At 69.3% G+C, this 25,575-nt stretch carries 22 protein-coding genes and 1 pseudogene; 9 read left to right on the forward strand and 14 right to left on the reverse strand.

Going from position 1 to position 25,575, the window contains the following annotated elements:
* The first annotated feature begins 92 nt into the window (after positions 1-92).
* The 3 genes and pseudogenes from JWR81_RS00020 (at position 93) to JWR81_RS00030 (ending at position 2,429) form a co-directional block, all read left to right on the forward strand.
* A complete protein-coding gene (locus JWR81_RS00020) occupies positions 93-323 on the forward strand; it encodes a hypothetical protein (protein ID WP_297644927.1) in 231 nt (76 codons plus the stop codon).
* A gap of 755 nt (positions 324-1,078) precedes the next feature.
* A complete protein-coding gene (locus JWR81_RS00025) occupies positions 1,079-1,243 on the forward strand; it encodes a hypothetical protein (RefSeq protein ID WP_297644930.1) in 165 nt (54 codons plus the stop codon).
* A gap of 378 nt (positions 1,244-1,621) precedes the next feature.
* A pseudogene (locus JWR81_RS00030) lies at positions 1,622-2,429 on the forward strand (transposase family protein).
* A gap of 421 nt (positions 2,430-2,850) precedes the next feature.
* Here JWR81_RS00030 and JWR81_RS00035 read toward each other — a convergent pair.
* From JWR81_RS00035 to JWR81_RS00045, 3 genes are all read right to left on the reverse strand, one after another.
* On the reverse strand, positions 2,851-5,115 hold the full coding sequence (locus tag JWR81_RS00035) for a hypothetical protein (RefSeq protein ID WP_297644933.1): 2,265 nt from the start codon (positions 5,113-5,115) through the stop codon (positions 2,851-2,853).
* A 50-nt stretch (positions 5,116-5,165) separates the two neighbouring features.
* Positions 5,166-6,335 (reverse strand): hypothetical protein, encoded by a 1,170-nt coding sequence (locus JWR81_RS00040; RefSeq protein ID WP_297644937.1) that lies wholly within the window; start codon positions 6,333-6,335, stop codon positions 5,166-5,168.
* Positions 6,336-6,686: 351 nt separating this feature from the next.
* Positions 6,687-6,980, reverse strand: a complete 294-nt coding sequence (locus tag JWR81_RS00045) for a hypothetical protein (RefSeq protein ID WP_297644940.1) — start codon at positions 6,978-6,980, stop codon at positions 6,687-6,689.
* Between the two features lie 212 nt (positions 6,981-7,192).
* Here JWR81_RS00045 and JWR81_RS00050 point away from each other — a divergent pair, with 212 nt between their 5' ends.
* Entirely contained in the window at positions 7,193-9,988 is a 2,796-nt protein-coding gene (locus JWR81_RS00050; RefSeq protein ID WP_297644943.1) for a LuxR family transcriptional regulator, read from the forward strand.
* A gap of 136 nt (positions 9,989-10,124) precedes the next feature.
* Here the strand turns inward: JWR81_RS00050 and JWR81_RS00055 are convergent, their stop codons facing one another.
* From JWR81_RS00055 to JWR81_RS00090, 8 genes are all read right to left on the reverse strand, one after another.
* The gene (locus JWR81_RS00055; RefSeq protein WP_367278709.1) at positions 10,125-11,429 is read right to left on the reverse strand and encodes an IS256 family transposase; all 1,305 of its coding nucleotides are present in this window, start codon (positions 11,427-11,429) and stop codon (positions 10,125-10,127) included.
* A 97-nt stretch (positions 11,430-11,526) separates the two neighbouring features.
* Positions 11,527-12,699: a transporter gene (locus JWR81_RS00060; protein WP_297644946.1), complete on the reverse strand. Its 1,173-nt coding sequence runs from the start codon at positions 12,697-12,699 to the stop codon at positions 11,527-11,529.
* Positions 12,696-13,403 carry an OB-fold domain-containing protein gene (locus JWR81_RS00065; protein ID WP_297644948.1) on the reverse strand — a complete coding sequence of 236 codons (708 nt, stop codon included), beginning with the start codon at positions 13,401-13,403 and terminating at the stop codon, positions 12,696-12,698. The genes JWR81_RS00060 and JWR81_RS00065 overlap by 4 nt, the downstream gene beginning before the upstream one ends.
* The gene (locus JWR81_RS00070) at positions 13,403-14,338 is read right to left on the reverse strand and encodes a PDR/VanB family oxidoreductase (RefSeq protein ID WP_297644951.1); all 936 of its coding nucleotides are present in this window, start codon (positions 14,336-14,338) and stop codon (positions 13,403-13,405) included. Before JWR81_RS00070 ends, JWR81_RS00065 begins: the two co-directional genes overlap by 1 nt.
* Before the next feature lie 20 nt (positions 14,339-14,358).
* Positions 14,359-14,553, reverse strand: coding sequence for a ferredoxin (locus tag JWR81_RS00075; protein ID WP_297644954.1), 195 nt, complete (start codon positions 14,551-14,553; stop codon positions 14,359-14,361).
* Between the two features lie 4 nt (positions 14,554-14,557).
* Entirely contained in the window at positions 14,558-15,808 is a 1,251-nt protein-coding gene (locus tag JWR81_RS00080) for a cytochrome P450 (RefSeq protein ID WP_297644956.1), read from the reverse strand.
* Between the two features lie 86 nt (positions 15,809-15,894).
* The gene (locus JWR81_RS00085) at positions 15,895-17,349 is read right to left on the reverse strand and encodes an aldehyde dehydrogenase (RefSeq protein WP_297644959.1); all 1,455 of its coding nucleotides are present in this window, start codon (positions 17,347-17,349) and stop codon (positions 15,895-15,897) included.
* Positions 17,350-17,359: 10 nt separating this feature from the next.
* Positions 17,360-18,184 (reverse strand): mycofactocin-coupled SDR family oxidoreductase, encoded by an 825-nt coding sequence (locus JWR81_RS00090; protein ID WP_297644962.1) that lies wholly within the window; start codon positions 18,182-18,184, stop codon positions 17,360-17,362.
* Positions 18,185-18,405: 221 nt separating this feature from the next.
* Between JWR81_RS00090 and JWR81_RS00095 the strand changes: the two genes are divergently transcribed.
* Positions 18,406-18,585: a hypothetical protein gene (locus JWR81_RS00095; RefSeq protein ID WP_297644964.1), complete on the forward strand. Its 180-nt coding sequence runs from the start codon at positions 18,406-18,408 to the stop codon at positions 18,583-18,585.
* A 4-nt stretch (positions 18,586-18,589) separates the two neighbouring features.
* Here the strand turns inward: JWR81_RS00095 and JWR81_RS00100 are convergent, their stop codons facing one another.
* Positions 18,590-19,237, reverse strand: a complete 648-nt coding sequence (locus JWR81_RS00100) for a TetR/AcrR family transcriptional regulator (RefSeq protein ID WP_297644967.1) — start codon at positions 19,235-19,237, stop codon at positions 18,590-18,592.
* Positions 19,238-19,396: 159 nt separating this feature from the next.
* Here JWR81_RS00100 and JWR81_RS00105 point away from each other — a divergent pair, with 159 nt between their 5' ends.
* From JWR81_RS00105 to JWR81_RS00120, 4 genes are all read left to right on the forward strand, one after another.
* Complete coding sequence (locus JWR81_RS00105; protein ID WP_297644970.1) at positions 19,397-20,617, forward strand: aromatic ring-hydroxylating dioxygenase subunit alpha; 1,221 nt, start codon at positions 19,397-19,399, stop codon at positions 20,615-20,617.
* Between the two features lie 90 nt (positions 20,618-20,707).
* On the forward strand, positions 20,708-22,225 hold the full coding sequence (locus tag JWR81_RS00110) for a class I adenylate-forming enzyme family protein (RefSeq protein WP_297644972.1): 1,518 nt from the start codon (positions 20,708-20,710) through the stop codon (positions 22,223-22,225).
* A 9-nt stretch (positions 22,226-22,234) separates the two neighbouring features.
* A complete protein-coding gene (locus JWR81_RS00115; protein ID WP_297644975.1) occupies positions 22,235-23,275 on the forward strand; it encodes a phosphotransferase family protein in 1,041 nt (346 codons plus the stop codon).
* Positions 23,272-24,273, forward strand: a complete 1,002-nt coding sequence (locus JWR81_RS00120) for a hypothetical protein (RefSeq protein WP_297644977.1) — start codon at positions 23,272-23,274, stop codon at positions 24,271-24,273. Before JWR81_RS00115 ends, JWR81_RS00120 begins: the two co-directional genes overlap by 4 nt.
* 245 nt (positions 24,274-24,518) lie before the next feature.
* Here JWR81_RS00120 and JWR81_RS00125 read toward each other — a convergent pair whose 3' ends face one another.
* A complete protein-coding gene (locus JWR81_RS00125; RefSeq protein WP_367278710.1) occupies positions 24,519-24,689 on the reverse strand; it encodes a darcynin family protein in 171 nt (56 codons plus the stop codon).
* Between the two features lie 457 nt (positions 24,690-25,146).
* The gene (locus JWR81_RS00130) at positions 25,147-25,428 is read right to left on the reverse strand and encodes a hypothetical protein (RefSeq protein WP_297644980.1); all 282 of its coding nucleotides are present in this window, start codon (positions 25,426-25,428) and stop codon (positions 25,147-25,149) included.
* Positions 25,429-25,575 lie beyond the last annotated feature (147 nt).

A 25,575-nucleotide genomic window follows, 5' to 3' on the forward strand; every position in this document is an offset into this window, starting at 1 on the left:
GCGGGACCAGGCCTGTCTAACCTCAGGCGGGTGAGCGATGACGAGGTATGAGCTGAGGCGGGCGTGGCGTCGGCGGTGGCATCGCCGGCTCGGTGATCGCCCGCGTCCGCAGCTACCTCTCGACGCAGCACCTGTTCGCCGCGGAGCACTCCACCTACCTGGCCGCCGACTACGAGGCTGCGCACCGCGGCGCCCAGCCACAGATCTCTCTGACGCATCGTGCCTACGTGATGGGGGCGGAGTTGGAGTCGGGGGCGCCGACTTCTGCCACCCGCCGCTCACGACGGTCACCGGCCCGTCGGAGCAGGCTGGCCGCGCACTGATCGACCTGCTGCCGGGCAACCGCTCCGACAGCCGGGTGGTACTACCGACGGCGCTGCGGGTCCGTGAACATGTGGCCGTCGCGCACCCGCACCCCGATGACCGCGGTGGCGTCGGCGGTGCCCGGTGGCGTCCCTGCGAGCCGTCGAACCGAGGGGCCACGGCCTCGTCGGGACCGACCACCTCGTCGGGTGACGCGCAGCCGGCCCACTCGGACTCCGAGAGCCTCGCCGTGACCGCCGCGGACACCCGAAACGGTAGTCACTCAATAGTCACTCACCAACACGACGAACGGCCTGGCCGGAAGCTCATAAAAGAGCCTCTGACCAGGCCATTCGGCTGTGGGCGATACTGGGATCGAACCAGTGACCTCTTCGGTGTGAAGCAATGAGGGTACTGCTCGCAACTGCGGAGAGTCGCAGGTCAAGAGCCAGATCGCGTCCGTCGGCATCCGGTCGTGGTCGAGGATGAACGGGCCGATTGTCACGCAGTTGGACACGCACGTAGGACTCGGCTGGCGCCCAACCCCCCACTTGGTCACACCCGCATCTGCCCTCGGTAGTCGCTCAGATGCACCTGCGGTCGTTGAGCTCGAGCGGAGCAAGGCGGATGGCGACCCAGGCGGCAGGCAGGCGAGCCCAGCGCATGCTGCCAGCCCACTGCCCACTCATATCGCGGCAACGGACACCTCACACCCGACAGCACGACCACCACTACCCACGCCTACGTCCGAGACCTGACCACCGGAATTATCCGCTTGGCCAACGTCAACTCCAACGGCGTCGGGGCGAACGGCAACTCCGACATCGGATTCGCCTCCATCAACGGCAACGGCGCACTCGTCGCCTTCTCCTCCGAAGGCACCAACCTCTACCCCAACGACACCAACGGCACCGCCGACACCTTCGTCCACGCGATGTAGCGGACAGGTCGACCCGTGGGAACGCCGTCGATCGGCCCGTTCACGGCCGGTCGACGGCATTCACGCCGGCCTAAGGGGGCTGTAAAGACGACGGTGCGACTCTGATCAAGGAGGAAGCACCGACGACTGGCGCGATGCCCGCGCAGGCTGTGGACCTGATGAGGGTGTCGGAGACGACCGAGCGGGGTATGGATGATCTTGACGCGGTTGCCGAGCAGCTGATCGCCAGCCATGGTCGCGAGAGCGGGCTGGCACTGAGCGTCTGCCAACCTGGCGGGCGGGCTGGCAGCGGGTGTGCGGCGTGGTGTGACTCGGATGGGTGAAGCTCCTGGTAGACGGGCGATTGCCTAGATCAATCCGCCTCACCAGGAGCTTCATGTGCTGTCCTACCCGTCCGGGATAACCGTGTCCAGCCGCGCGCTCGGCGTGCTGTCCGATGCGTTGCGAGCGCCCCGCAAGCAGCGGTCGACCCGCTGGCGAAAGCTCAGCGCGGGGCGCCAGGCCCTGCTGGTGGTCGCCTACCTGCGCAAGGGCGAGACCTACGCCGATCTGGCCTGCGGATTCCAGGTCGGCACGTCTACGGTGTACCGCTACATCCCGCGAAGCACTCGAGCTGCTCTCGGCGATGGCGCCGTCCCTGGAGCAGGCGATCGAGGTCGCGTCGCGGAAGGCGTTCGTGATCCTCGACGGCACGCTGCTGCGGATCGGCCGAGTCGGCATGGTACCGGGCCGCGACCGCGCCTTCTACAGCGGCAAGCACAAGGCTCACGGGGTGAACGTGCAGGTCATCGCGGACCCGATCGGCCGGCTGGTGTGGATCTCCCCGCCGCTGCCCGGAGCACGACACGATATGGGTGGAGCCCGCGAGCACGGCATCATCGACGCGATCGCGGTCCTCGAGATCCCCGCAGTCGCTGACACCGCCTACCAGGGCGCCGGTCCGACGGTCGCGGTCCCGCAGTGGCGCCGCCGTCTCGATCCAGACAACCGGCTGCTACCGGCGCCTTTCCAAGAACCAGAAGGACGTCAACGCCGCGCACGCCCGCCGCCGCGGCCCCGGTGAGCGGGTCACGCCGAGCTGAAGAATTGGCGCATCCTGCGCAAGATCCGCTCCTGTCCCAGCCGCGCCCACGAGCTCATCGCCGCAGTTCAGACCCTCAGGGGGGACTACCCCCGGTTCGTTTGACTCCTTGCCTGTGAGGCTGCGGCCTCACTGGAAGGATCAGCAGCGTGCCCAAGCCGTTCCCGAAGGAGTTCCGGCGCGACGTGATCGCGGTCGCCCGCCAGGGCGACCAGTCGAGCGCTCAGGTGGCCAGGAGCTTTGGAATGGAGGCAGGCGATGAGACCGGCCGGTGCATGCGGACGCAACCGGGCCTCGATCGTTCGCGGCGTCGCGTCCTCGACCGGCCAGGCGGGCACGTCCTCACCGCGCACGCGTCAGCAGAACCCCGCAGGCCCCGTGCAGCGCCCAGAATGAGTCCGAGTGCTCCTTGAGATGGGACAAGGGTGAGCCGCTGAGCGACGCACGCAGAAGGATGCTGCCGAGCGTCAGTCCGCAGCAGGTCGAGGTGGGCATGAGCGCCGCGGCTCGGCTCACCTCCGGCTCGTCACCAATGTGGAACGCGTGGGCGCGGCGGTGCGGCCGTAACAACTCGGCGCGCCGCACAGAGCCGGCCGCCGCCGTCGGCGAAGAAGGCCAGGATGCGACCATCCAGATCCCGCGCGGGCACGACCCGCTCGGCGTGCACGCCGAGGTTGGTCGTCACCCGCTCGCCGGTGGCATCGGCGGGCGCGAGGTGGGAGACCAGGCCGTCGACGCTGATCGAGAAGATCCCCATCGGCCAGCCCGGCTCGCTCGGGGAGGGTGCGATGCCCTGGCCAGGCACGCCGACGGCCTCGTCGAACTCGAATCCGGTGGGATCGTGCGTGCGCCACGCGTGGAAGAGGGTGCCGTCGGTTCGGACGCCGAACAACTCCATGAAGCCGTAGGTGTTGGACGCCGTGGTCACGCTGCGCGCCGACAGCCCGAGCGCTGTCGGGCCGCTCCACATCGTCGGGTCCTCGGGACGCTGGAAGTTGCGGTGGAGCGCGTCGTCCGCCGCGATCGTGAACACCTCCAACCGCCCGTCGTCGTGCACGCCGACCGTGAACGCCTTCCTCGGTCCACCAAGTGAGACCGGGCCCTGCCAGTGCCGGTCGGTGGACAGGTCTTGGGCGAGGCAGTACAGGTTGGCGTCGCTGCCGATGTAGAAGACGTTGAGCGACCGGAACACGTCCTTGACCACGGTCACCGGGCTCGATGCAGGGACACCGATCGTCGGAATGTCCGACGGCAACGGTCTCTGGGCGACACCGTCGATCGGAACCACACCCGTGCGAAGGGTGTTGTCGGCGGCGATGTAGTACATCAGCAGCGCAACTGAATCGGTGGTGACGACCGCCAGGTGCGCGGCCTTCCAGCCGATCGCGGTCGGGCCGTGCCAGTTCCCGTCCACCTGCCGCCAATCGCAGTAGACGGCGTCGTACGGCGCGCGGTAGACGACGGCCAGATCGCCATCGGCGGTGCGGGCCTGCGTCCAGTCCGCAACCTCGGTGGCGGCGATGGGCGAGACGCCGGTCCAGCTGCGGCGATCGGCCGTCTGGCTGGTGCGCATCAGCCTGCCTCCGGTGTCGGTGAACATGACGTCCAGACGCCCGTCGGCACCCATCGTGACGGAGAAGTCCCCTCTCGCCGCCTCGGCCACGACGATCGGCGCTTCCCAGCTCTCGTGGACTCGCCCGGGTGTCACCTCAGGCACGTCCATGTCCGCGATGAGGCGGCAACACGCCGCTGCCTGGTCGACCGTGTCCGCTGCGCCGATGTCGACCAGCTCCTGCAGGTAACGTCCCTGGTCCGAGGCGAAGTCCACATGCTGCGCGATCAGCTGCCGGATGTGCTGGCCGAGCGCCAGCATCTGGCTCTGACGCGTGATCAGCCTCGACTGCGACATGACGATCGGCGTGATCGCCCCCTGATCGTCGAAGAGCCGTCCCGTCTCGCCGGGCATCGGATCGAGTCGCATGAACTCCGCGCGGATCATGTTGTAGCGGGCGATCAGCTGGCGGCGAGCGCTGGTCAGTTCCAACAGCTTCTGGGTGAGGAGATCGCGGTCGTGGGTGAGCCTGCCCACGAGGTCGCCGAGCCTGCTGATCTGTCCTTCGAGTTCGTCACGCTCTTGTCCGCCGCCGATCGCCGAGAGGACTGAGCTCACACCTGCTGCGATGACGAGGCCGATGCCCGCGGTCTCCACGGCGCTGAACTCGCCGACGGCGGCCACACCTGCCTCGGCCGACTCCAGGCCGATGGCCTCGGCGCCGAGATCGGTCCCCACTTCCGCTCCGATGCTCGCCTCCATCGACGCCACCTCGGCCGCACCCTCGACGCCCATGACGCTCGCCACATCGGCGGCCTGGCCCATTCCTGCGGAGAACTCGGCGACCTCCGAGGCCGCCACCACCTCCGCGCCCTGGCCCGCGCGCACCGCGGTGCTGAGATTCCACGCGGCCTTGATCAGATTGCCCGTCGTCACGGCGAGACCGAGGTCGGCCAAGGTCTTCGCGATGGACAGCCACAGCGGCTGCTGGTAAGCACTCAGCTCCACGTCCTGGTAGTGCTGCAGATCCTCGCGGCCGATCCGCATCGCCAACTTGATGGCCCGCAGCAACGCGTTCTGCGAAGCCAGCTTCTGGACGTCCGGAACGAGGCCGTTGTAGACGGCGATGCGATCAGAGAGCAGTGCGCTCAGGCCAACCGCTTGTTGGTGCAGTTGATTGACTTCGTCGCGCCTGCGCGGGTTGTCGGGATAGAACAGGTCTCCCAGCCAGTCGGACACCTCAGCCTCCCGTCGGACGGTTCGACACGCACTGAACAGGTCGGAGTTTCTCAGCCGGACCCGGGGGTCGCTGTGGCGCTGCGGGCCGCCAGGTCGTTGTCGATCTTCGACATGAGCTGGTAGCGGCGCTCCGCCTCCTGCGCGTTCTCCACGAGGCCCATGTCGATCATCTCGTCGAAGTAGTCCGCCCGGTGCTCGTCGAAGTCGGCGTGTCGCTGCCGCAGCTTCCGGAAGCTCTGGAAAGTCTCGAGAACCTTGTAGAAGTGGTTGACCAGGATCGTTTGCGACGCGATGGCGCCGTCCCGGTCGTGCTCGCCGAAGACCTTTCCCTTCTCGGTCGGAATATCATCGAACCCGTAGTTCTCCTCGAAATCGCGGTGGATGAGGTTGTACTGGTCGATGGCCGTGCGGGAGGCCTGCTCGAGGGCGGCGACCCGTTCCTGCATCGACTCGTGGTCGGGTGCGAGAGCGTTCTTGACCGTGGTGAGATCGGCGATCTTCCCCTCCAACGAGGACCGCTCCTGCCCTCCCTCGATCCCGGCGAGCGCGAGCTCGACTCCGACGGCGAGCGCGACGCCCGCGCCTGTCTTGAACACCATTCTCAGCGCCCGCCCCGACGCCTCGCCCGCCAGCCTCATACTCGCCGAAGCCGCCCCGGCCGCCTCGGTTCCGACGGCCTCAGCGGCCTCCCCACCTGCGAGTTCGGAGGCCTCCCTGGCTCCGAGCTCCTCGGCTCCCCGCACACCGTCGACGGCGTTCACCGCCGACAGCTCAGCCATCTCGACCTCGCTCACCCGGGCGAGCCCGGCCGCGGCCTCGGGTGCCGCGACCTCCGGCAGCGCCTGACCCGCTGCCCGAGCGGCCCGAGCCGCCTTGCCGTAGTTCCACAGTGCCTTCAGCAACATCGGCACGGCGACACTCAGCCCGATGTTCGCACCGGTATCCAGTACCTGCTCCCACGTCGGCGTCTCCGTGGGCTCCAGGTCGTGGTCCTGGAACTTTCGCAGGTCTTCCCGAGTGAAGGGGAACGCCGCCTGGATCGCCCGCAGGAGCGCATTCTGCGTCGCCAGGTTCCGCGCGAGCGGGAGGACGTGGTTGTAGGTGTTGATATCATCGGTGATGAGATTCTGGAGATCGACGACATCCTGGTGCAGTTGATTCACGTGGGCCCGACGCCCGGGGTTGTCCGGGTACAGCAGATCACCAAGCCACTCGCCCATTTACATCTCCTTCGACACCCGATGATTCCGGTGCCCGCGTCGGATGATCACGACGGTGGGCAACCGATGATTGCGCCATTCTGCTGTCGTCGACACGACGCATCGCGACGGCGCCGGGCCGATTGATCGAGTCATCGGTATTCATGCGACGACTCTCTCCCTATTGCCCGTCTCGCTCGGACGGCATCTTCCGCCCGAGCCCCGGACACGAAACCCGCCATCGTCGTCGAATGCGAGCAGGCCGCGGAACCCGCAATGCCGCGACCTCGGCGGATCGAGCACCCCGAGCTCCCCGCCTGACTCGACGTGGCGATCCGGTGTGGGTCGCCGACCGCCGGTCGGCGAAGAAGATCACGACGTGTGGTCGGCGAACTCCAGCCAGGCGTAGTCGCCGAGCGCGCTGATGACGACCTGGCCGTCCATGTTCTCGGCAACCCATCCTTTCGCGGCCTCGTCGGCGGCGTGGGCGTCGCGCTCGGCGTCCCAGGCACTCATGGAGAAAATCTTGCCGTCCTGGATGATGACGCCGTAGGCGACGAACCCGGGCTGTTGCTTCAGGATGGGGAGGACCCCGGTCCGAGACTTGTCGATCATTTCCTGCTCGTCGCCGGTGAAGGAGTAGACAACGAAACGACCGTGGGGCATGGCTGGTTCCTTTCTCAGGTCGGTAACCGACTTGGCCGCCTGTCCGGCCACCGGTCACGACGGCTTCCAAAGGTCCGTCGTCATCGGTCGAGGCGGGTGGCCGGATGTGGAATGTGGCCGGCTCGGTGGGCGCTTGGTGGTCCGGTGTACCCAGCCATCTCACGCATGTGCGCCCCTGTTTCGCATGGGGGTCGTCCCCTAATCTTTGTGCTATGACCCGCAACGGACCCGGGGGTGACGTCCTTCTCGAGCGGCAGGCCGAACTGGCGTCGGTCATGGCACGCCTTGACGCAGTCATCACCGGCCAAGGCGGCCTGGTCATCGTCGAGGGCCCCGCCGGGATCGGGAAGACGAGCCTGCTCGGGGCCGTACGGGCCGCCGCCCACGAGCGCGGCCTGCGGGTACTGACCGCCCGCGCCAGCCCGTTGGAGCACGAATTCGGCTTCGGGGTCATCCGTGACCTGCTCACACCGATCCTGCGCGACCCCGCTCAGCGCGACCTGCTGATGCAGGGCGCCGCCCGGCTGGCCGGCCCGGCGCTGGACCTCGCGGGTTCCCCGGCGCCCACCTACGCCACCGTGCACGGCCTCTACTGGCTGACGGCCGGGATCGCCGAGCGGGGACCGCTGGTGCTGACTGTCGACGACGCCCACTGGGCGGACATCGCCTCGTTGCGGGCGCTGCACCACATTGCACACCGCGTAGCCGACCTGCCGTTGGTGCTGGCCGTCGCCAGCCGGAGGCCCGAACCAGGGGGCGACACCGAGCAGCTCCTGGGGAGCATCGCGGCCGAGCCCGCGGCCACGACCGTCCGTCTCGGCCCGCTCTCCGAGGCCGGCACGAGCGTCCTGCTGCAGTCCGTCTTCGGCGAGCCCGTCGACAGCCAGTTCGCCGCTGCGTGCCACGCGGTCAGCGAGGGGAACCCGCTGCTGCTGACCGCCCTTGCCCGATCGCTGCTCTCGGCCGACATCGCACCCGACGCCGAAGCGACCGCCGCGATCCACGACCGAGCCCCCGCCATCGTGAGCACCTTCGTCCTCCCGCGGCTGAGACAGCTCCCACGGCACGTGGCGCAGGTGGCCTCTGCGCTCGCCGTGCTCGGCGCGGGTGCCGAGCTGCGCCACGTGGCCGCCCTCGCCGGGCTGGAGCCGGTTCCAACGGCCCGCGCGCTCGACGCGCTGGTCGCGGCGGACGTCCTGACGCGCGAGCCCCGGCTGGATTTCGTCCACCCGTTGATCGCCCAGGCCGTGGTCGACAACCTGCCCGCGGCCGAGCAGCAGCTGGCCCACCACACCGCTGCGCGACAACTGGCGGCTGACGGATTCGCGGCCGAGGCAGTGGCCGCACATCTGCTCCCGATGCCACCGCTGCGTGACCTGTGGGTCGTGGAACGCCTCCGCGATGCAGCGCGGGAAGCTCTCGCCAAGGGCGCACCGCACCCCGCCGTCGTCTACCTGGAACGCGCCCTCGCCGAGCCGCCCGCACCGCGGCAACGTCCCCTGCTGCTGCTCGAACTGGGCGACGCCGAGACCCAGCTCGGGAGACAAGCAGCGTCCACCAGGCTGACCGACGCGCTGGCCGCAACGACCGACCCCACCACCCGTGCCCGTGTCGAGCTGCGATTGGCCCGTGGACTGCTGACATCTCGCGAGCTGCCCCACGCGCTGCAGGTGTTGACCGCCGCCCTGGCCGACGCCGAGCCCGCCGGGATCCCGTCGGAGCTGCGGACTCAACTGGAGGTCGAATACATTGGCGCGGCCATCTCCCGACCCGACACCCGAGCCGACGCGCTGGCGCGGCTCGAACGGCTGCTCCCCGACGTGCGCTCAGGCACGAGAGCTGGATGCATGCTGCAGGCGACGGCGTCCGTCGAGCTGCTGCAGAGACCGGGACAGGCCGCGCAGGCGGTCGAGCGGGCCGCCGACGCACTGACCGGGATCACGCGCCTGGGCCAGCCCTTCCCGGCCGCGGTGCTGTACCTGGCCGCGCCCGTGCTTGCGGCAGCGGGCGCCGTCGGCCGGGCCATGACGGCGCTGGACGCGGCCGTGGCCGATGCTCGGACCCGCGGGGCACCGATCGAACTCTCGGCCGCCCTCGGTTCCCGCGGCGAAGGCGCCCTCCGGCTGGGAGCATTACTGGACGCCGAGGCAGACGTACACCACTCTCAGGAATTGGCCGAGCAGGCCGACGCTCCGTACCACCGGCGGCTCACGCTGACCACTCTGCTGCCGGTCCTGGTCGAGCGAGCCGACCCCGACGCAGGCGAGCGCGAGCTCGCGAGGCTGCGCGTGGGGACCGACTATTCCGGCCTGCAGATCGCACTGGGCCAGCTTCGCCTGGCCCAGGGGCGACCCGACGAGGCGCTCACGCTGCTGCTCGCCGGCGGCGCCCGGCTCGAGCAGCGCAACTGGACCCATCCGGGCCTCTTTCCGTGGCGGACCCTCGCCGCCCTGGCCTACCACCGCGCCGGCCGACAACGGGAGGCACACGCACTCGCCGACTCCGCCCTGTCCATCGCCCGCGCCTACGATTCACCCGAGGCGACCGGCCTGGCACTGCGGACCCTGGGCGTGCTCACCGGTGACCTCGACGCTCTGGCCGAAGCCGTCGAGGTGCTGGCAGGCACCGAGGCACGACTCGAACACGCCCACGCCCTCGTGGATCTCGGTGCCGGACTACGGAGGGTCAACCACCGCCGAGACGCCCGCGAACCGCTTCGGACAGGGCTCGACCTCGCTACCCGCTTGAGTGCCACCGCACTGCGCCGCCACGCGACGGAAGAGCTTGCTGCGACTGGGGCCCGGCCCCGCCGCACACAACGCAGCGGCATGGAAGCACTCTCGCCCAGTGAACGTCGGGTGGCCCGCATGGCCGCCGAGGGACAACGTAACCGCGACATCGCTCAGGCGTTGTTCGTGACGACCAAGACCGTGGAGGTCCATTTGTCCTCCTGCTACCGCAAGCTCGGAATCCGCTCCCGGACTGACCTCGCCGCGCTCCTCCACTGAGTACGTCCAATCTTCGCGGACGCACGTCCTTGTCCGTCGGCAATGCAGATCGGCGAGGTCGTAACCCCCGACCACCCGACATTTGCCTTCATACCCGGGACTGTCAAGAGATCGGTGTAACTGCGGGTGGTCGGGTCTACTTGCGTCCGGCGGCGAGGCGGCCGTCGAAGGCGATCTCGAAGGCGTTCAGGGCGGGTTTCCAGCGCATCGTCCAGCGTTTCCGACCTTGCCCGGTGGGGTCCAGGCTCATGATCGCCATGTAGACGCACTTGAGGGCGGCCTGCTCGTTCGGGAAGTGCCCGCGGGCTTTGACCGCCCGCCGGATCCTGGCGTTGACCGATTCGATCGCGTTAGTCGAGCAGATGACCTTGCGGATCTCGGCGTCGAAGGCCAAGAACGGCACGAACTCGGCCCACGCGTTCTCCCACAGCCGCACTATCGCCGGGTACCGGGTGCCCCAGGTGTCGGTGAACTCGTAGAACCGTTCCAGCGCCGAGGCTTCGGTGGGTGCGGTGTAGATCGGGCGCAGCGCTTTGGCGATGGCGTCCCAGTGCTGGCGCCCGGCGTAGCGGAAGCTGTTGCGCAGCAGGTGCACCACGCAGGTCTGGGTGACCGTCTGCGGCCACACGTTGTTGATCGCCTCGGGGAGCCCGGTCAGGCCGTCGCAGACGACCATGAGGACGTCGTTGACGCCGCGGTTCTTCAGCTCGGTGAGCACGTGGAGCCAGTGTTTGGCGCCTTCGCCGCCGTCGCCGGCCCAGAGCCCGAGGATGTCGCGGTGGCCCTCGCAGGTCACCGCGAGTGCGACGTAGATGGGTCGGTTGGCGACCTTCCCGTCGCGGATCTTCACGTGGATCGCGTCGATGAAGATGACCGGATAAACCGGGTCCAAGGGCCGGTTCTGCCATTCGGCCATGCCTTCGAGGACCTTGTCGGTGATCGTGGAGATCGTCTGCCGCGATACCTCGGCGCCGTAGACCTCGGCCAGGTGGGCCTGGACCTCGCCGGTGGTCAGGCCCTTGGCCGAGAGTGAGATGACCAGCTCGTCGACCCCCGACAAGCGTTTCTGGCGTTTGGCCACGATCTTCGGTTCGAAGCTGGCGTCGCGGTCACGGGGCACGTCGATCTCGACCGGACCGACGTCTTTGAGCACGGTCTTCGTCCGGTGGCCGTTGCGCGAGTTCCCGCCGTCCCGTCCGGCCGGGTCGTGGCGGTCGTAGCCGAGGTGATCGGTGATCTCGCCCTCGAGCCCGGACTCCATCAGCCGCTTCGTCAGCGCCTGCAGCAGTCCGCCCTCGCCAGCCAGCTGCAGACCACCGGGACGAGCTCGGTGGGCGAGCTGATCGATCAGCTGCTCATCGACCGCATCCAGCCCGGTCTGCGACGAGCTGCCGAACGCGCCCTGCCCGTCGTCCAGAGTGGCTGGATCGTCAGCCGTCATGTCTGTCGTCGGTGCCACTTCCATGATCAGGAGTTACACCGATCTTCTTACAGTCCCGGCAATGGGTCTTTGGCGCCAGGATCGGCGGAGCCCGATGTCAGAGGACCGACTCGGCGCCGAAGACCGTCGCGCTGACCAGTGGGGCCATCGGGCCACCGAGCAGAAGCGAGACCTCCGCCCCCGGGACTGGGTTGGAGGAGGTGCCGCGGATCTGCCGGACGGCCTCGACGATCAGGCCGAACCCGTGCACGAACCCCTCGGCCAGGTTGCCGCCCGCGGTGTTCAGCGGCAGGTCACCACTCGGGGCGAGCAGGTTCTCGAGGTACAGGACCTTACCCGCGTCGGGGCCCGGCGGCACCAGCCCGACGTCGATCAGCGAGGCGACGGCGGGGCCGGAGAAGTTCTCGTAGACCTGGGTCACGTCGACCTCGCCCGGGCCGACACCGGCCCGGGACCACATCCGGGCCACCATCGCGGGGTGGAAGCCCGCGCTGGAGTAGGCGGTCTCGTTCTCCACCGACTCCGTCCATCCCGGACCGGCGCCCTGCACCCCGGACAGAAGGTAGGCGGGGGTCTGACGCAGCTGCCGGGCGCGGGCCGCGCTCGTGACGATCACGGCGCCTGCGGCGTCGTTCTCGCGCGAGCAGTCGTAGAGCCGCAGGGGTTCGGAGATGAACCGTGCGTCCTCATACACCGCGGGATCGAGCGGCCTCCCGTACGCGACGGCAGCGGGGTTGCGCTGCGCGTGCTGGTAGGCGGCGGCGACCAGCGCGGTCAACGTCTCTCGCGGCACCCCGTCCACCTCGATCATGCGTTGGGTGCGCAGTGCGCAGATCTGGGCCGGAGAGAGCATCGCGTGCGCGGCGTAGAGCGGGCCGAAGTGGTGCTTGCCGAAGCTCTGCCGTCCGACGTCCGCCTCCGATATCCCCCGGTAGACGCACACGGTCTCGGCCTGTCCGGTCGCGACCGCGACCGCGGCTGCGTTCACCGCGGCGGCCACCCCGCCGCCCCCGCCGCCCCAGACCATCGTGGACCAGCGGACCTCCGCGACCCCGAGCGCCGCCGCGACGGCGAGGCCCTCGTCGTGGTTGTCCGCATAGGACACGAACCCGTCGATCTCCCGCGGGTCGATGCCCGCGTCGAGCGCGGCGTCCAGGACCGCCCGCAGGGTGAGATGCAGCGACGAGACGTCGGCGGTGCCGCGCTTGAGGAACGGGGTGTTCGCGATCCCCACCACGGCAGCGGCGCCGCGGAACCGATCGATCGTCACGAGTCCTCCAGTCGCCAGCGCAGCACCGAGTCGAAGACGGCCTCGACCCGCCGCCCGATCCGCACGTCGGCGCCGTCGGCAGCGAGCAGCGCGCCGAGCAGCCGCCGGTTCCCCGCAGCCGGCAGCTCGACGGCCACCACGACGTAGGGCAGGTGTCCGGACACCGAGGGATGGAACGGCTGCCACGTGCGGGTCCACGAGTAGACGGTTCCGACGGGTTCGACCGCAGGCCACTCCAGCTGCGTGTGATGGCAGGACGGGCAGAGCGGCTGTGGCGACCAGATCCATGTGCCGCACCGCGGGCAGTGCTGGATCCGCAGTTCCTCGCGGGCCAGACCCGCCCAGTGCGGACCGTCCAGGCCGTCGTCCGACGGGCCGACGGACGACGGCGGGGGCGGCGTGTCCGGGACGTTGCGGACCTGGGTGACCAGCCAGCGGTCCCCGATCCGGGTCCACCGCGACCGGAAGACCGCGTCGTCCTCGCGGGCGCGGTACCGGATGTGCGCGGTGAACAGCGCGCCCGGACCGGGCTCGACCGAGAGCACCTCGGACGCCTGCATGGCCTCCGGTGGACGGGCGGAAGCGATGAGCTGGCCGACCCTGTCGGGCCGGAAGTCGGCGAGGACGGCCGCGTTGTCGCCTGCGGCGACGGCACGCCCGTGCCGCTCCACCACGTCGAGGAGATCGGCGGGGACGGCGCCCATCACAGGTCCAGGACGAGTCGGGCGGACAGGCACCGGGACACGCACGGGAAGATCACGTCGCCCGCGGCCTTCTCCTCGGGCGTCAGGATCGAGTCGCGGTGCTCGGGGGTCCCGTCGAGGACGCCGGACTCGCAGGTGCCGCAGGTCCCCTCGCGACACGAGGTCTCGATCTCGATCCCCGCCTCGGCCGCGATGTCGACGATGCTGACGCCGGGCGGCACCGTCGCAGCGACCCCGGACCGGGCGAACTCGACCTCGAACGCGCCGGAGGCCGGGGCCTCCGCCAGGTCCTTCGGTGCGAAGCGCTCCAGCTTCAGCGATCCGGTGGGCCATGCGGCACAACGCTCCTCGACGGCGGCGAGCAGCGGCTCGGGCCCGCAGCAGTACACCAGCGTGTCCGCTTCGGGGCTGCCGAGCAGGGCGTTGAGGTCGAGCAGCCCGTGCACGATCTCGACCCGGTCCCCGTAGCGTTCCGCCAGCTCGGCGGTGAAGGCCATCGATGCGGCGGTTCGGCCGCCGTAGACGAGCCGCCAGTCCGCTCCGGCCTTCTCGGCCGCCGCGACCATCGGCCGGATCGGGGTGATCCCGATCCCGCCCGCGAGGAACAGGTAGCGCTCCGCGTCGCGCAGCACGAAGTTGTTCCGCGGTCCGCCGACGGGCAGCACGCTCCCGACCGGCACCCGATCGTGGACGTGCGCCGAGCCGCCGCGGCCTGCCGGTTCGCGCAGCACGGCCACGTGGTAGGCCTCCCGGTCGCACGGGTCGCCGCACAGCGAGTACTGCCGGACCAGCTCCGCGTCCAGGTGCAGGTCCAGATGGGCGCCCGGCTCCCACTCGGGCAGCGGCGACCGGTCCGGGTGGCTTAGGGTGAGCCGGACGACGCCCTCGGCGACCACCTCCCGGGCGGTGACCTCGAGCTCCCACTCAGTACTCATCCGTGTGATCTCCTCGAACACTAGTCCAGCGTCAACGCCCGCTCGGGGCAGAGCTCGACGAGCCTGCGTGCCTCGTCGAGCAGTTCCGCCGGGACCGGGTGGGCCACGATGACCGGGTCTCCCTGGTCATCGCAGTTGACGAGGTCGGGGGAGGCGCCGTAGCAGAGCCCGTGCCCGGCGCAGGCGTGCCGGTCGACGGCGAGCTGCTCACTCATGCCGTCAGCCGACCGGGGTGAACAGCAGCGACATCCGCGCGAACCCGCGGACCTGGCTGGGCAGGACCACGGGTGGGTCCTCCGGGTCCAGTCGGTAATCCGGGATCCGGTCGTGCAGCTCCTCACACGCGATCGTGAGCATCTGCCGGGCCAGGTGCGATCCGATGCATCGGTGCGGCCCCGACCCGAACGCGAGGTGCCGGTTGGGGGTCCGCTCCACGTCGAGTCGATCCGGGTCGACGAACTCGGCTGAGTCCCGGTTCGCCGAGCACAGCAGCATCAGCAGTTGGTCGCCCTCCCGCACCGTGACACCGCCGATCTCGACATCACGCAAGGCCCTGCGTCCCATGGAGATCGCGGCCTCGTAGCGCAGGATCTCCTCGACCGCGGCCGGGATGGCGTCCGGGTTCGCAAGGATCCGCGCGCGCTCGTCCGGGTTCTGCGCCAGGTGCAGCATCATCCAGCACAGCGAGCCCTTCGTGGTGTGGAGGCCCGCCATGAGCAGCAGGAAGAACATCCGGGCCAGCTCGTCGTCGGTGAGCGGGCGCAACACCCCGTCCGCGTCGGTGATCTCCGTGCCGATGATCGCGGCGGTGACGTCCTCCGTCGAGGCCTCACCGGCCTCCACGGCGGCCCGGCGTTCGCCGATGACCTGCATGAAGTAGCCGAACATGCCGAACACGGCCTCGGTGCGAGACTCCACGGCCTGCTCCGGTGTGTCCCCGGGCTTGCCGTTGAGCGCGATCTCGGTGGCCGCGGTGAACCGGGGCGCTTCCGCCAGTGGCCACCCCATGAGCGCCAGGAACATCCGGGTCGGCAGCTCGTGGGCGAAGCGCTCGACGAACTCGACCCGTCCGTCCGCCTCGAACGAGGAGAGGAGCTCCCGCACGGTCTCCCGGATCCGGGACTGCAGGGCCTTCATCCGGTTAGGGCTGAACAGCGGCTGCAGCGCCCGACGGAACGAGGTGTGCTCCGGCGGGTCCAAATCGATCGGCAGGAGCTTGCCCTGGCTCGCGTTGACCAGGTTGGTCGGGAAGCTGGAGAACGTCGCCGGGTCCCGCAGGATGGCGTGGACGTGCTCGTAGGAGGTGACCAGCCAGTGTCCGCCGTGGGCGGTCGACCACACCAGCGGTCCGATGCCTGCCAGTGCGGCGGTGGTCTCCTGCATCCGGTCGACGGGCATGGTCAGGTCGGGGTCGTAGACGTCGAAGTCCACGACGAGGGAGGGGTCGAGATCTGCCTGCGTGGTGGTCATTTCGCTCCTGTTCGGTCGACGGTGACGCGTCACATCAGCGGGATAAATCTAACGTACATAGTTATGGAGGTGCGCCGGCGGGCTTGTCAGGTGAACAGCGGAGCCGTCTCCTCGGTGAGGTTCACGGTCTTGAGCTCGTAGTACGACTCGATCGCCTCCGGCCCGGTGTCACGTCCGACCCCGGAGCACTTCACTCCGCCGAACGGCGCCTCGGTGTTGTAGGTGAAGGAGTTGACGCTGAACGTCCCGGTCCGTACCCGGCGCGCGACGTCTGCAGCTCGGACAGGGTCGGTGGTGAACACCGCGCCGTGCAGGCCGTAGTCCGAGTCGTTCGCGATCGCCACGGCCTCGTCCACGGAGCCGTACCGCAGCACGCAGGCCACCGGGCCGAAGATCTCCTCGCGGGCGATCCGCATGTCGTTGTGCACATCGGTGAACACGGTGGGCTGCACGAAGGCGCCGTGCTCCAGCCCGGCCGGGACCCCGCCGCCGGTGAGGGTCTTGGCGCCCTCCGCCCGGCCGGTCTCGACGTAGCCGAGTACCCGCTCCTGCTGCCGCTTCGACACCAGCGGGCCCATCGTCGTCGCCGGGTCGAACGCGTCCCCGACGACGAAGGACTCCGCCGTGGCCACCAGCGCGTCGACGACTTCGTCGTACCGACCGCGCGGGACGAGCACCCGGCTGTAGGACGCGCAGACCTGGCCGGTGTTGAAGAACGACCCGGTGGCCAGGCCCGCCATGGTGGTCGCCAGGTCGGCGTCGTCGAGCACGATCGCCGCCGACTTGCCGCCGAGTTCGAGGGTGACCCGGCGGAAGCTCGCGGCGCACTCCTGGGCGATCTGGCGGCCCGCCGCCGTGGAGCCGGTGAAGCTCACCTTGTCCACGTCGGGGTGGGCGACGAGCGCGCGGCCGGTGTCGCGGCCCCCGGTGACGTAGTTGAACACGCCGGGGGGGAGCCCGGCGTCGGTGAGGGCTTCGGCGAGGGCGTAGCCGTCGAGCGGAGTCTCGGGGGCGGGCTTGAACACCACGCTGCACCCCGCGACCAGCGCGGGCCAGATCTTCGATACGGCCATGTTGAACGGTCCGTTCCAGGGCGCGATCGAGGCGACGACCCCGACCGGCTCGCGCAGGACCGCGGCCGGGCCGGTGGCGGTGCGCCGCACCTCGCTGACCGAGCCCTTCCGGGCGACGTCGAGGAAGTACCGCCCGACGGTGAGAGCGCCGGGGATCTGGACACCGGCGAAGGAGATCGGCAGGCCCATCTCGGAGGTGACGGTCGAGGCGATCTCGCCGGTCCGCGGCGCGAGAAGGTCGAGGGCGCGATCGAGGGCCGCTGCCCGCTCCTCGACGGGCAGGTCCCGCCACACGCCGGAGTCGAACGAGCGCCGCGCCGCGCGCACGGCGCGGTCGACGTCCTCGGCGTTCGCGCTAGGAGCCTCGCCGACCACCGCTCCGGTGCTCGGCGAGACGACAGGGATGCGGTCGGTGGCGGCGGGGGCACACCACTCGCCGTCGATCAGCAGTTCGGAGCGTGAGTCCACAGGGGCCCCCTCAGCGGTTCAGGTAGCCGGCGTCGACCGGGAAGGTCACGCCGGTGACGTACCGCGCCTCGTCGGAGGCGAGGTAGACCAGCGCGTTGCTCACATCGACCGGCTCGATGAGTGGGACCGGCATCGGGTTCTGGTAGTTCGGGCTACCCGCGATCTCGGGGAACTCGGCGCAGAAGGCCGCGTACGGCTCGTTGGCGATCATCGGCGTGTTCACGCCGGTGGGGTGCACGGTGTTGACCCGGATCGAATGTCTCGCCAGCTGTGAGGCGTACAGTCGCATCAGCCCGACGACGCCGTGCTTGGCCGCCGAGTACGCGGCTGTTCCAGGAGTGGTGTTCAGCCCGATGCTCGACAGGCCCGCCGCCGAGCTCGTGATCAGGACCGACCCGCCGCGGTCGCGCTCGATCATCGTGGGCAGGCAGACCTCCATCGTCTGCCACACCCCGGTGAGCAGTGTGTCGATGGCGTCGAACCAGGCCTGCTCCTGCTCGCCCTCGTTCAGAACCGGCATGATCCCGGCGTTCGCCAGCACTGTGTCGATGTGTCCGAACTCGCGGATCCCGGCCTCGTGCGCATCCTGCAGCGCCGCGCGGTCCCGCACGTCCGCGACCTTCGCGACGATGCGCCCGTCGACCGCCTCGACCATCGCGACGGTCTCGTCGAGGTCGTCCTTGGTCGCCATCGGGTAGAAGACGGTCGGCACCTGCTCGCAGATGTCGACCGCGACGACGGAGGCGCCCTCCTCGGCGAACCGGACGGCGTGCGAACGGCCCTGACCGCGCGCCGCCCCGGTGATGAACACGACCTTGCCCTCGAGCCTGCCCATGCCGGTGCTCCTTCGATCCGGACGGCTCCAGTGCCGTCGTGAGTGTCGCGGAGCCTATGGCCATTAGGCTGGATCTGTCCATGATTGCTGCGTTGCAGGCGAAAGCCCGCTGGACGAAACGGACGATCTTGATCTTTAGAATCTAATGCCTTAAGTTTCGCCAGCTGCCCGTACCCGTCGGAGCGGGCCTGACCCGGAGGATGCGAAGGCTCGGCGGTGCGGTGGGCCCGATCCTGGTCGGCGTCGTCATCGGGGCTCCGGCAGGTCCGACCGGTGTGTTCTGGACCTTCGCCGGTCTCGGGTTGGCCGCCGCGGTGCTGGTGGCGCTCGTCCCGCGCGGGGGCGGGGTGGACGGGCGCACGCGAGCGGCCGAGGAGCCCGCGCAGCAGCGGGCGGCCTGACCGGTCAGGCGGTCCGCGGCGCGGCGGGGGCGATCTCACCCAGGGTGGCGACGCCGAGCAGGTAGCTGCGGACAGTCTTCTCGAAGATCTGCTTCGCCGTCAGTCGGTTCGCCTCGCCCGCGGCGATGAGCACGGGGTGGCGCTCCGGGTCGGCGTGCTCGAACCGGAACCGTGCGCGGGACACCGGCTCCATGGCCTCGGCGATCGCCGACCCCAGGGTCAGCTTCTCGAGCCCGTCGAGGATCTGGGCGAGCAGCGGCATCGGGACGTCGCACTCGACCAGGTAGGCGGCGGCGTCCTCGTAGATGGTGGTCAGTAGCTCGCGGGGCATGTGGCGCAACAGGATCGGCGCCGCCCCGCGGTGGCGTAGCACGGCGGCCCGGACGTTCAGTGCCAGCTGGGTGAACCAGGCGAACCAGTCGGGCTGCGCCGGCTTCCGCGGCACCACGGTCTTGGCGAGGATGGCCCGGGCGACGGCGGCGAGGACCTCGTCCTTGTCGCTGAAGTGATGGTAGAGCGAGGGTGCCTTGACGTTCAGCTCCCGGGCCAGCCGGGGCAGGCTCAGGGCGTCGAGCCCGTCACCGTCGATGATCGCGAGGGCGGCCGTGACGGTCGCCTCGCGGCTGATCAACGGCTTGCTCGGACGTGCCATCCGGCCCTCCTCGTGCGTGTGCGTGACAACCGAACCGCATGAGATTCTCGCACGCCGAGCCGGACCGCTCGCACCGGACACCAACGGCTTGACGTGCTGCGAGCCGCCTGTGTATAACTAAAGACATTAGATAATAACGCGCTGATCAGCGAGGTGAAGATGCGTCCCGAGACCGAGCTCGACCTGGTCCGTCGGCTCCGTCGGCTCGTCCTGGACAAGTCGACGACCTATCTCGACGACCTCTGGCTCATCCCGGTCGACCACTACACCGACGCGGCCAGGGGTCAGCGCGAGCTCACCGACCTGCTGCGCCGGGAACCCGTGGTCGCCGCGCGCAGCTCCGAGCTGTCGAGCGTCGGCACCCACCTGGCCGTCACGGTGCTGGGGATCCGGATGCTGCTCGTGCGGCAGGCGGACGGCAGTGTCAAGGCGATGGCGAACGCCTGTCGCCACCGCGGTGCGCAGCTCGTCGAGGACGGCGGGTGCGGTGTCAGCAAGACGTTCGCGTGTCCGTACCACGGCTGGCGGTACGAGCAGGACGGTCGGCTCGCCCGCGTGCCGCACCACTTCGACAGCTTCGTCCCGATCGAGAAGCGCGTATGGGGGCTGGTGGAGTACCCCGCGGCGGAGCGGCACGGCTTCGTCTGGGTCGTCGCCACTCCGGGCACTGAGCCGTTCGACGTGGAGGAGCGGCTCGGGGAGCTCGACGCCGAGTTAGAGGCGCACCAGCTCGGCGAGTGGCGCCTCGTGCGGCACGAGGTCTTCGACGAGCCGATGAACTGGAAGGTGGTGGCGGACGGGATCCTGGACCCATACCACCCCGAGTTCGTGCACCCGGAGACCGTCGGGCCGTACATCAACAACAACGTCTACGTGTTCGACGCGTTCTCCCCGACCGCGGCCCGGCTGGTGATGAGCAAGCGGAGCATCGCCTCGGCCGACCCGGACAAAGTCAACTCGAACCCGTCGAAGTACCTGTTCCCCAATTACCTGTTGCTCCCCAACACGTTCCTGGTGTTCCAGAGCAGGCACTTCGAGGTCTGGACGATCGAGCCGCACCCGTCGGGCGACCCGCAGCGGTCGCTGATTCACATCCGCATCCTCACCGGCCCGGACATGTTCGCGTCCGAAGAGGAGCACGACGCGTACGTCGAGGAGAACTGGGCGCGGTTCATGAAGGTCGGCTACACCGAGGACTGGGGAGTGGCCCGTCGGGTGCAGAAGGGCGTCGACAGCCACGCGTTCACCGACACGATCGTCGGTCGCAACGAGGCCGCCGTGCACTTCCTGCACAGCTTCATCGGGGCCCGGCTCGGGGACGGGGAGGACGGGCTCCGATTGCTCGGCGACGGCACCGCGCCGTCGGACATGTCCGTCTGACCTCCCCGAGCCGCTGGCTCCCGTTACTTACCGTCTGTAGATTTTTCGCGCGGCACGGTCGTCACCGTCGAAGACCTGAGAGGAGCTGCCATGAGTGCCACCATCGGATCCGCACTGTCCTGGTGGGCGCGGAGCAAGCCGACCGCGGCCGCGTTCGTGCTGGAGGGCGACACCCTCGACTACGCCACCGTCGAGAGCTGGTCGAGCCGTGTCGCCGAGCACCTGCGGGAGCGTGGGGTAGGCACGGGTGACCGGGTCGGCCTGATCGGGACCAACACCACCGCCTGGCCCGTCGCGGCCCTCGGCGTGATGAAGGCCGGTGCCGTACTGGTGCCGCTCAACAACCGCTTCACCCCCGCCGAGCTGCGCAAGGTGCTCGACGACGCCGGGGTCACAGTCGTCATCACCGACGACGCACTGATCGAGGTCGTGGGCCGGACGAGCGAGCTCGGCGGCCCGCTCGACGTCCTGCCCTTCGCCGCCGTCGACGCGCTGCGCGACGGCGGGGTGAGCACCTTCCGCGTCGACCGGGACGAGAACGAACCCACGGCGATCATCTTCACCAGCGGCTCGACCGGGCGCTCGAAGGGCGTCGTCTTCACCAACCGCAGTCTGCTCAACATCGTCTTCGAGGCCTCCCTCGTGGAGGACGGCTTCCACAAGGGGGCCACCTCGATCGTGCTGGTGCCGCTGTCGTTCCTGCCCGGTCTGATCTTCGGCGTGCTGATGTCGACGGTGCTGGGCGGCACGCTGGTGATCGAGCGGGAGCTCGTGCCGTCCCGGGCGGTGCGGCTGATCGAGGAGCACGGCGTCGAGGCCGTCTTCGGCGTGCCGCTGCTCTACCAGGCCATGGCATCGGTGCCCGAGTTCGCCGCGGCGGACCTATCGTCGATCAAGACGGCGATCGTCGGCGGGGCGCCCGTCCCGTTGCCGCTGCTCGCGCAGTGGGCCGCGAAGGGGGTTGCGCTGCGGCAGATCTACGGCATGACCGAGGCCGGCGGCACCGCCACCGCCACGCTGGCGCACGAGTTTCGCGAGCACCCGGACAGCTGCGGGATCGGCAACGTCTTCACTGACGTCACGGTCGTGCGGGCTGACGGGACGCCCGCGGCCGTCGGCGAGACCGGGGAGCTGCTGGTCAGCGGTCCGTGCGTCACGCCCAGGTACTGGGACGCGCCCGAGCTCAATGCCGAGGTGTTCCGGGACGGGTGGCTGCACACCGGTGACCTGGGCAGCGTCGACGCGCAGGGCCGGATCAGCTTCGTTGACCGGATGAAGGACCTCATCATCACGGGCGGCATCAACGTGTCGCCCGCGGAACTGGAGCTGGTGGTGGGCGCCATCGACGGAGTCGTCGAGTGCGCAGTCATCGCGGCCCCCGACCCGAAGTTCGGCGAGACCCCGGCAGTAGTCGTGCACGCAACAGGCGGACTGACCGAGGCGGCGGTCATCGAGGAGTGCTCCAAGGTGTTGGCCGACTACAAGGTCCCCCGTTACGTCGTGCTCACCGACGAGCCGCTGCCGAGGCTCGCCACCGGGAAGATCTCGAAGGTCGCGATCCGCGAGCAGTACCCGGACTTGGCCGGGCAGTTTGCCCGGGTCCGCTGAGTGGAGGAGATGGAGACCGTGCAGCACCACCTCGCCGCTGACGAGACGGCACCCGTCGCCCTCCGGCAGTGGCTCACCGAGGCAGTCGGCCTGGACCAGCTGCGGTTCCGCAGGCCCGAGCCGATCGGCCGGTCGCGCGACATCTGGATCGTCTCCGGCCGCGACGGCGCAGGTGAGGTCATCGAGTTCGTCTCGCGTCGGGAGACCGGCCGGGGCACGTTCTCGGGTACGACTTTCACCCTCCGCCGCGAGGCCGCGATCCTCGCCTGCCTGGAGGGAACAGCGGTCCCCGTGCCGCGGGTCCGGGCGGTCGCCGAGGACGGGGACGTCATCCTCATCGACCTAGTGCCCGGCACGGCGTCGTTCGAGTTCGACGACGACGCCGTGCGGGCACGGACCGTCGAGAGTTTCCTTGCCACGATCGCCCGGCTGCACGAGATCGACCCGGCCGTCCTCGACGGGGTGGTCGAGCAGCCTGCCACCGCCGCCGACCACGCGCTGATCGACCTGCGCCACCATCAGGCGGCCTTCCAGGAGTTCGGGGCCGGCGAAGCGGCCCTGCAGCGGGCGTTCGACTGGCTCCACCGGTCGGTCCCGGCGCAGGTACAACGCACGTCCGTGCTGCAGGGCGACACCGGTCCGGGCAACTTCCTGCACCTCGCGGCCGAGGTGACCGGGCTCATCGACTGGGAGACCAGCCACATCGGCGACCCGATGGACGACCTGGCCTGGATGTGGTTCCGCAAGTGCTTCCTGCGTGGCGACGAGGACGTCGTCGACTGGTACGCGCGGTACGCCCGACTGTCCGGGCTGCACGTCGACCACGACGTCGTCTGCTTTTACCGGGTGCTCGTCCTGGTGCGGGCCGCGGTGGCCACGATCGTCCGCCGGGCCCACAACCCGGGTGTCGAGGACCCCAAGCCGGCCCGAATGTGCGCGCTGGTCGACGCGGTGCTGCGGGACCCGTACGGCCGCGGCGGGGTGTCGGACGCGTTGCCGCCGATCATGGACGCCGACGGCCGGAGGAGACTGGAGAAGGTGGCACCGTGAGCCTGGACATCAGCGGGGCCTTCGATGCCGCCCGCATCGAGGACCACGACAACCATGCTCCCACGGACGCTGAGTGGTTCCAGGAGAGCAGCCTGTTCACGGTGTGCGATCCGGGTGCGGGTGTCCTGGGCTACTACCGGATCGGGATCCACCCGAACCTCGGCCGCGCGAACGCGTACGGCTTCACCTCGGCGGAGTCGTTGGGGGTGGTGGACCGGTACTTCGGCGCGGACCGGCCGATCCCCGAGGCGTCGGTGAACGACTGCAGCGTCGGCGCGGTGAGGTTCGAGGTCATCGAGCCGATGGCGGCCTACCGGGTGCGGATGGACGGCGAAGCCTACCGCCTCGACGTCGAGTGGCGGCCGTTCTTCCGGCCCATCTCGGCGCACTCCAGCGTCGGCGGGCTGAGCTTCGCCAGCGGCCACTACAACGCGATCGGTCGCGCCGTAGGCACGGTCGAGAACGACGAGGGCGCCGTCGCGATCGACGCCTTCGGCTACATGGACCACAGCTGGGGCGAGCGGCGGAGCCACTTCCCGGCGTCGAAGTGGATCTTCGCCTGCGCGGACGAGGACACCTTCCTCCAGGCCTTCCCCGTCCTGGGCGCGGACGGCCGTTCTCGCACGATCATCGGTTACGCCGCGCGGGACGGCCTGCTGCGCAAGCTGGTCGGCGACTACTCGACCGGGTACTCCATCCGGGACGACTGGCTCACCCCGAGCGGCTGCGACGCCGAACTGCGAGACGAGGACGGGCGGGTCTTCCGGCTGACCGGGCGGACCCGCGGCCCGGAGGGCATCTACCCGTTCCTGCACGGCAAGTTCTGCGTCCACGCCCTCGCCGAGTTCACCCTGGACGGTCGCCCCGCCAAGGGCCTCCTGGAGAACTCCCCACCACGGGTCATACCGACCTATGCCGTCGACACCTACGGCCTCGACCCGTCGGGCATCTGGCTGAAGGCGCCGGTGGAGGAGCGGGGTGTCCGATCAACGGTGTAGGCACCAGCGGGAGTCACGTAAGGAGCCACGGCACGTGACCAACGACCTTGCCGACGTCGTCGAGCGGGCAGGTTCTTCATCGGAGGTGTATGGCGCTCCCCGTCGGGGAGCGAGCGGGGTGGACGTCCTGGAGGCCGCCACCGGTGCCGCCTTCGGCTCCCCCGCGCTCGCCAGGGCAGGAGGTGGAAGCACTGGTAACGGGAGGGCCGTACACCGGCCCGGTCACGCGGAGGTGGGCCGGCGTATCAGGTGGTGATGGTGGCCAGGGGTTCGAGACCGTAGGTGTGGGCGTAGCCGTTCTCGGTGCCGACGAGCAGGTCGACGATCTCGAAGTAGCGCCCCCAGAAGGGAGTCTCTCGCAGCGCGTCGATGAGGAGCTGGTAGGCGTGGTGATCGTCTACTTCCCAGACCCAGATGTCGGCGACTGAAGATCGTCGACGAGCCTGAAAAGGCGCGTCGACCTGCGCATCAGCCCTGACCTGGCGAGCCTACTTCGACCGTCGGGACGACAGGATTTTACCTGCGCCTCCTTGACCTCAGTTATGTCCGAACGATGCGCCGAACTATGGAACGGAGAATCTACTGGATTGTGGGCCTGTTGAGGTCGGTTGACGGTCTGGCCGGCGCGCTGGCTCTGTCACCCCAAGAGTCGGGTGACATGACCTGAGCCCGTTGAGTTCCGACATTGGGGCCAGGGAGGACAGTGCGCGTCTCGACTGATTCGAGGCGTTGTTCCCGCGAAAGTCCCTGTTCTCGCCGCGACCAGAACAAGTGCAGCTCATGCGCGGTGATCAGCCGCTTGAACCTCGCACTCACCCCGCCTTACCGCACAACATCCATAAACCCGCCGACCCGCCCCGTCGAGCTGGCCGGTCATGCGTTGGCCTGACCGGCCAGCTCGGCCAGCCGCAACGGCCGGAAGCTGGCCAGATCGCGGACCTTCTCGATCGGGAAGGTGTAGGTGCCGTACAGGTTGAAGTGCTCCATCAGCGCCGGGGACAGGTGCCCCAGCACCTCCGGCGACACCGGGCCGTGCCGCGGTGGCGTCGGAGGTGCCCGGTCGCGTCCCTGCCAACCGTCGAACCGAGGGGCCACAGCCTCGTCGGGACCGACCACCTCGTCGGCTGCCGCGCAGCCGGCCCACTCAGACTCCAAGAGCCTCGCCCCGACCGCCACGGACACCTCAAACGGTAGTCACTCAATAGTCACTCACCGACACGACGAACGGCCTGGCCGGAAGCTCTGAAAAGAGCCTCTGACCAGGCCATTCGGCTGTGGGCGATACTGGGATCGAACCAGTGA

Origin of the sequence: Pseudonocardia sp., assembly GCF_025965585.1 — a bacterium.
Lineage (GTDB): Bacteria > Actinomycetota > Actinomycetes > Mycobacteriales > Pseudonocardiaceae > Pseudonocardia.

What these genes read in the sequence shown, in the direction of transcription:
- JWR81_RS00080 (WP_297644956.1), bottom strand. Translation starts at nt 15,808, where the DNA reads ATGACCACCACGCAGGCAGATCTCGACCCCTCCCTCGTCGTGGACTTC.
- JWR81_RS00115 (WP_297644975.1), top strand. Translation starts at nt 22,235, where the DNA reads ATGGAGACCGTGCAGCACCACCTCGCCGCTGACGAGACGGCACCCGTC.
- JWR81_RS00090 (WP_297644962.1), bottom strand. Translation starts at nt 18,184, where the DNA reads ATGGGCAGGCTCGAGGGCAAGGTCGTGTTCATCACCGGGGCGGCGCGC.
- JWR81_RS00105 (WP_297644970.1), top strand. Translation starts at nt 19,397, where the DNA reads ATGCGTCCCGAGACCGAGCTCGACCTGGTCCGTCGGCTCCGTCGGCTC.
- JWR81_RS00100 (WP_297644967.1), bottom strand. Translation starts at nt 19,237, where the DNA reads ATGGCACGTCCGAGCAAGCCGTTGATCAGCCGCGAGGCGACCGTCACG.
- JWR81_RS00075 (WP_297644954.1), bottom strand. Translation starts at nt 14,553, where the DNA reads ATGAGTGAGCAGCTCGCCGTCGACCGGCACGCCTGCGCCGGGCACGGG.
- JWR81_RS00045 (WP_297644940.1), bottom strand. Translation starts at nt 6,980, where the DNA reads ATGCCCCACGGTCGTTTCGTTGTCTACTCCTTCACCGGCGACGAGCAG.
- JWR81_RS00055 (WP_367278709.1), bottom strand. Translation starts at nt 11,429, where the DNA reads ATGACGGCTGACGATCCAGCCACTCTGGACGACGGGCAGGGCGCGTTC.
- JWR81_RS00040 (WP_297644937.1), bottom strand. Translation starts at nt 6,335, where the DNA reads ATGGGCGAGTGGCTTGGTGATCTGCTGTACCCGGACAACCCCGGGCGT.
- JWR81_RS00065 (WP_297644948.1), bottom strand. Translation starts at nt 13,403, where the DNA reads ATGGGCGCCGTCCCCGCCGATCTCCTCGACGTGGTGGAGCGGCACGGG.
- JWR81_RS00070 (WP_297644951.1), bottom strand. Translation starts at nt 14,338, where the DNA reads ATGAGTACTGAGTGGGAGCTCGAGGTCACCGCCCGGGAGGTGGTCGCC.
- JWR81_RS00050 (WP_297644943.1), top strand. Translation starts at nt 7,193, where the DNA reads ATGACCCGCAACGGACCCGGGGGTGACGTCCTTCTCGAGCGGCAGGCC.
- JWR81_RS00110 (WP_297644972.1), top strand. Translation starts at nt 20,708, where the DNA reads ATGAGTGCCACCATCGGATCCGCACTGTCCTGGTGGGCGCGGAGCAAG.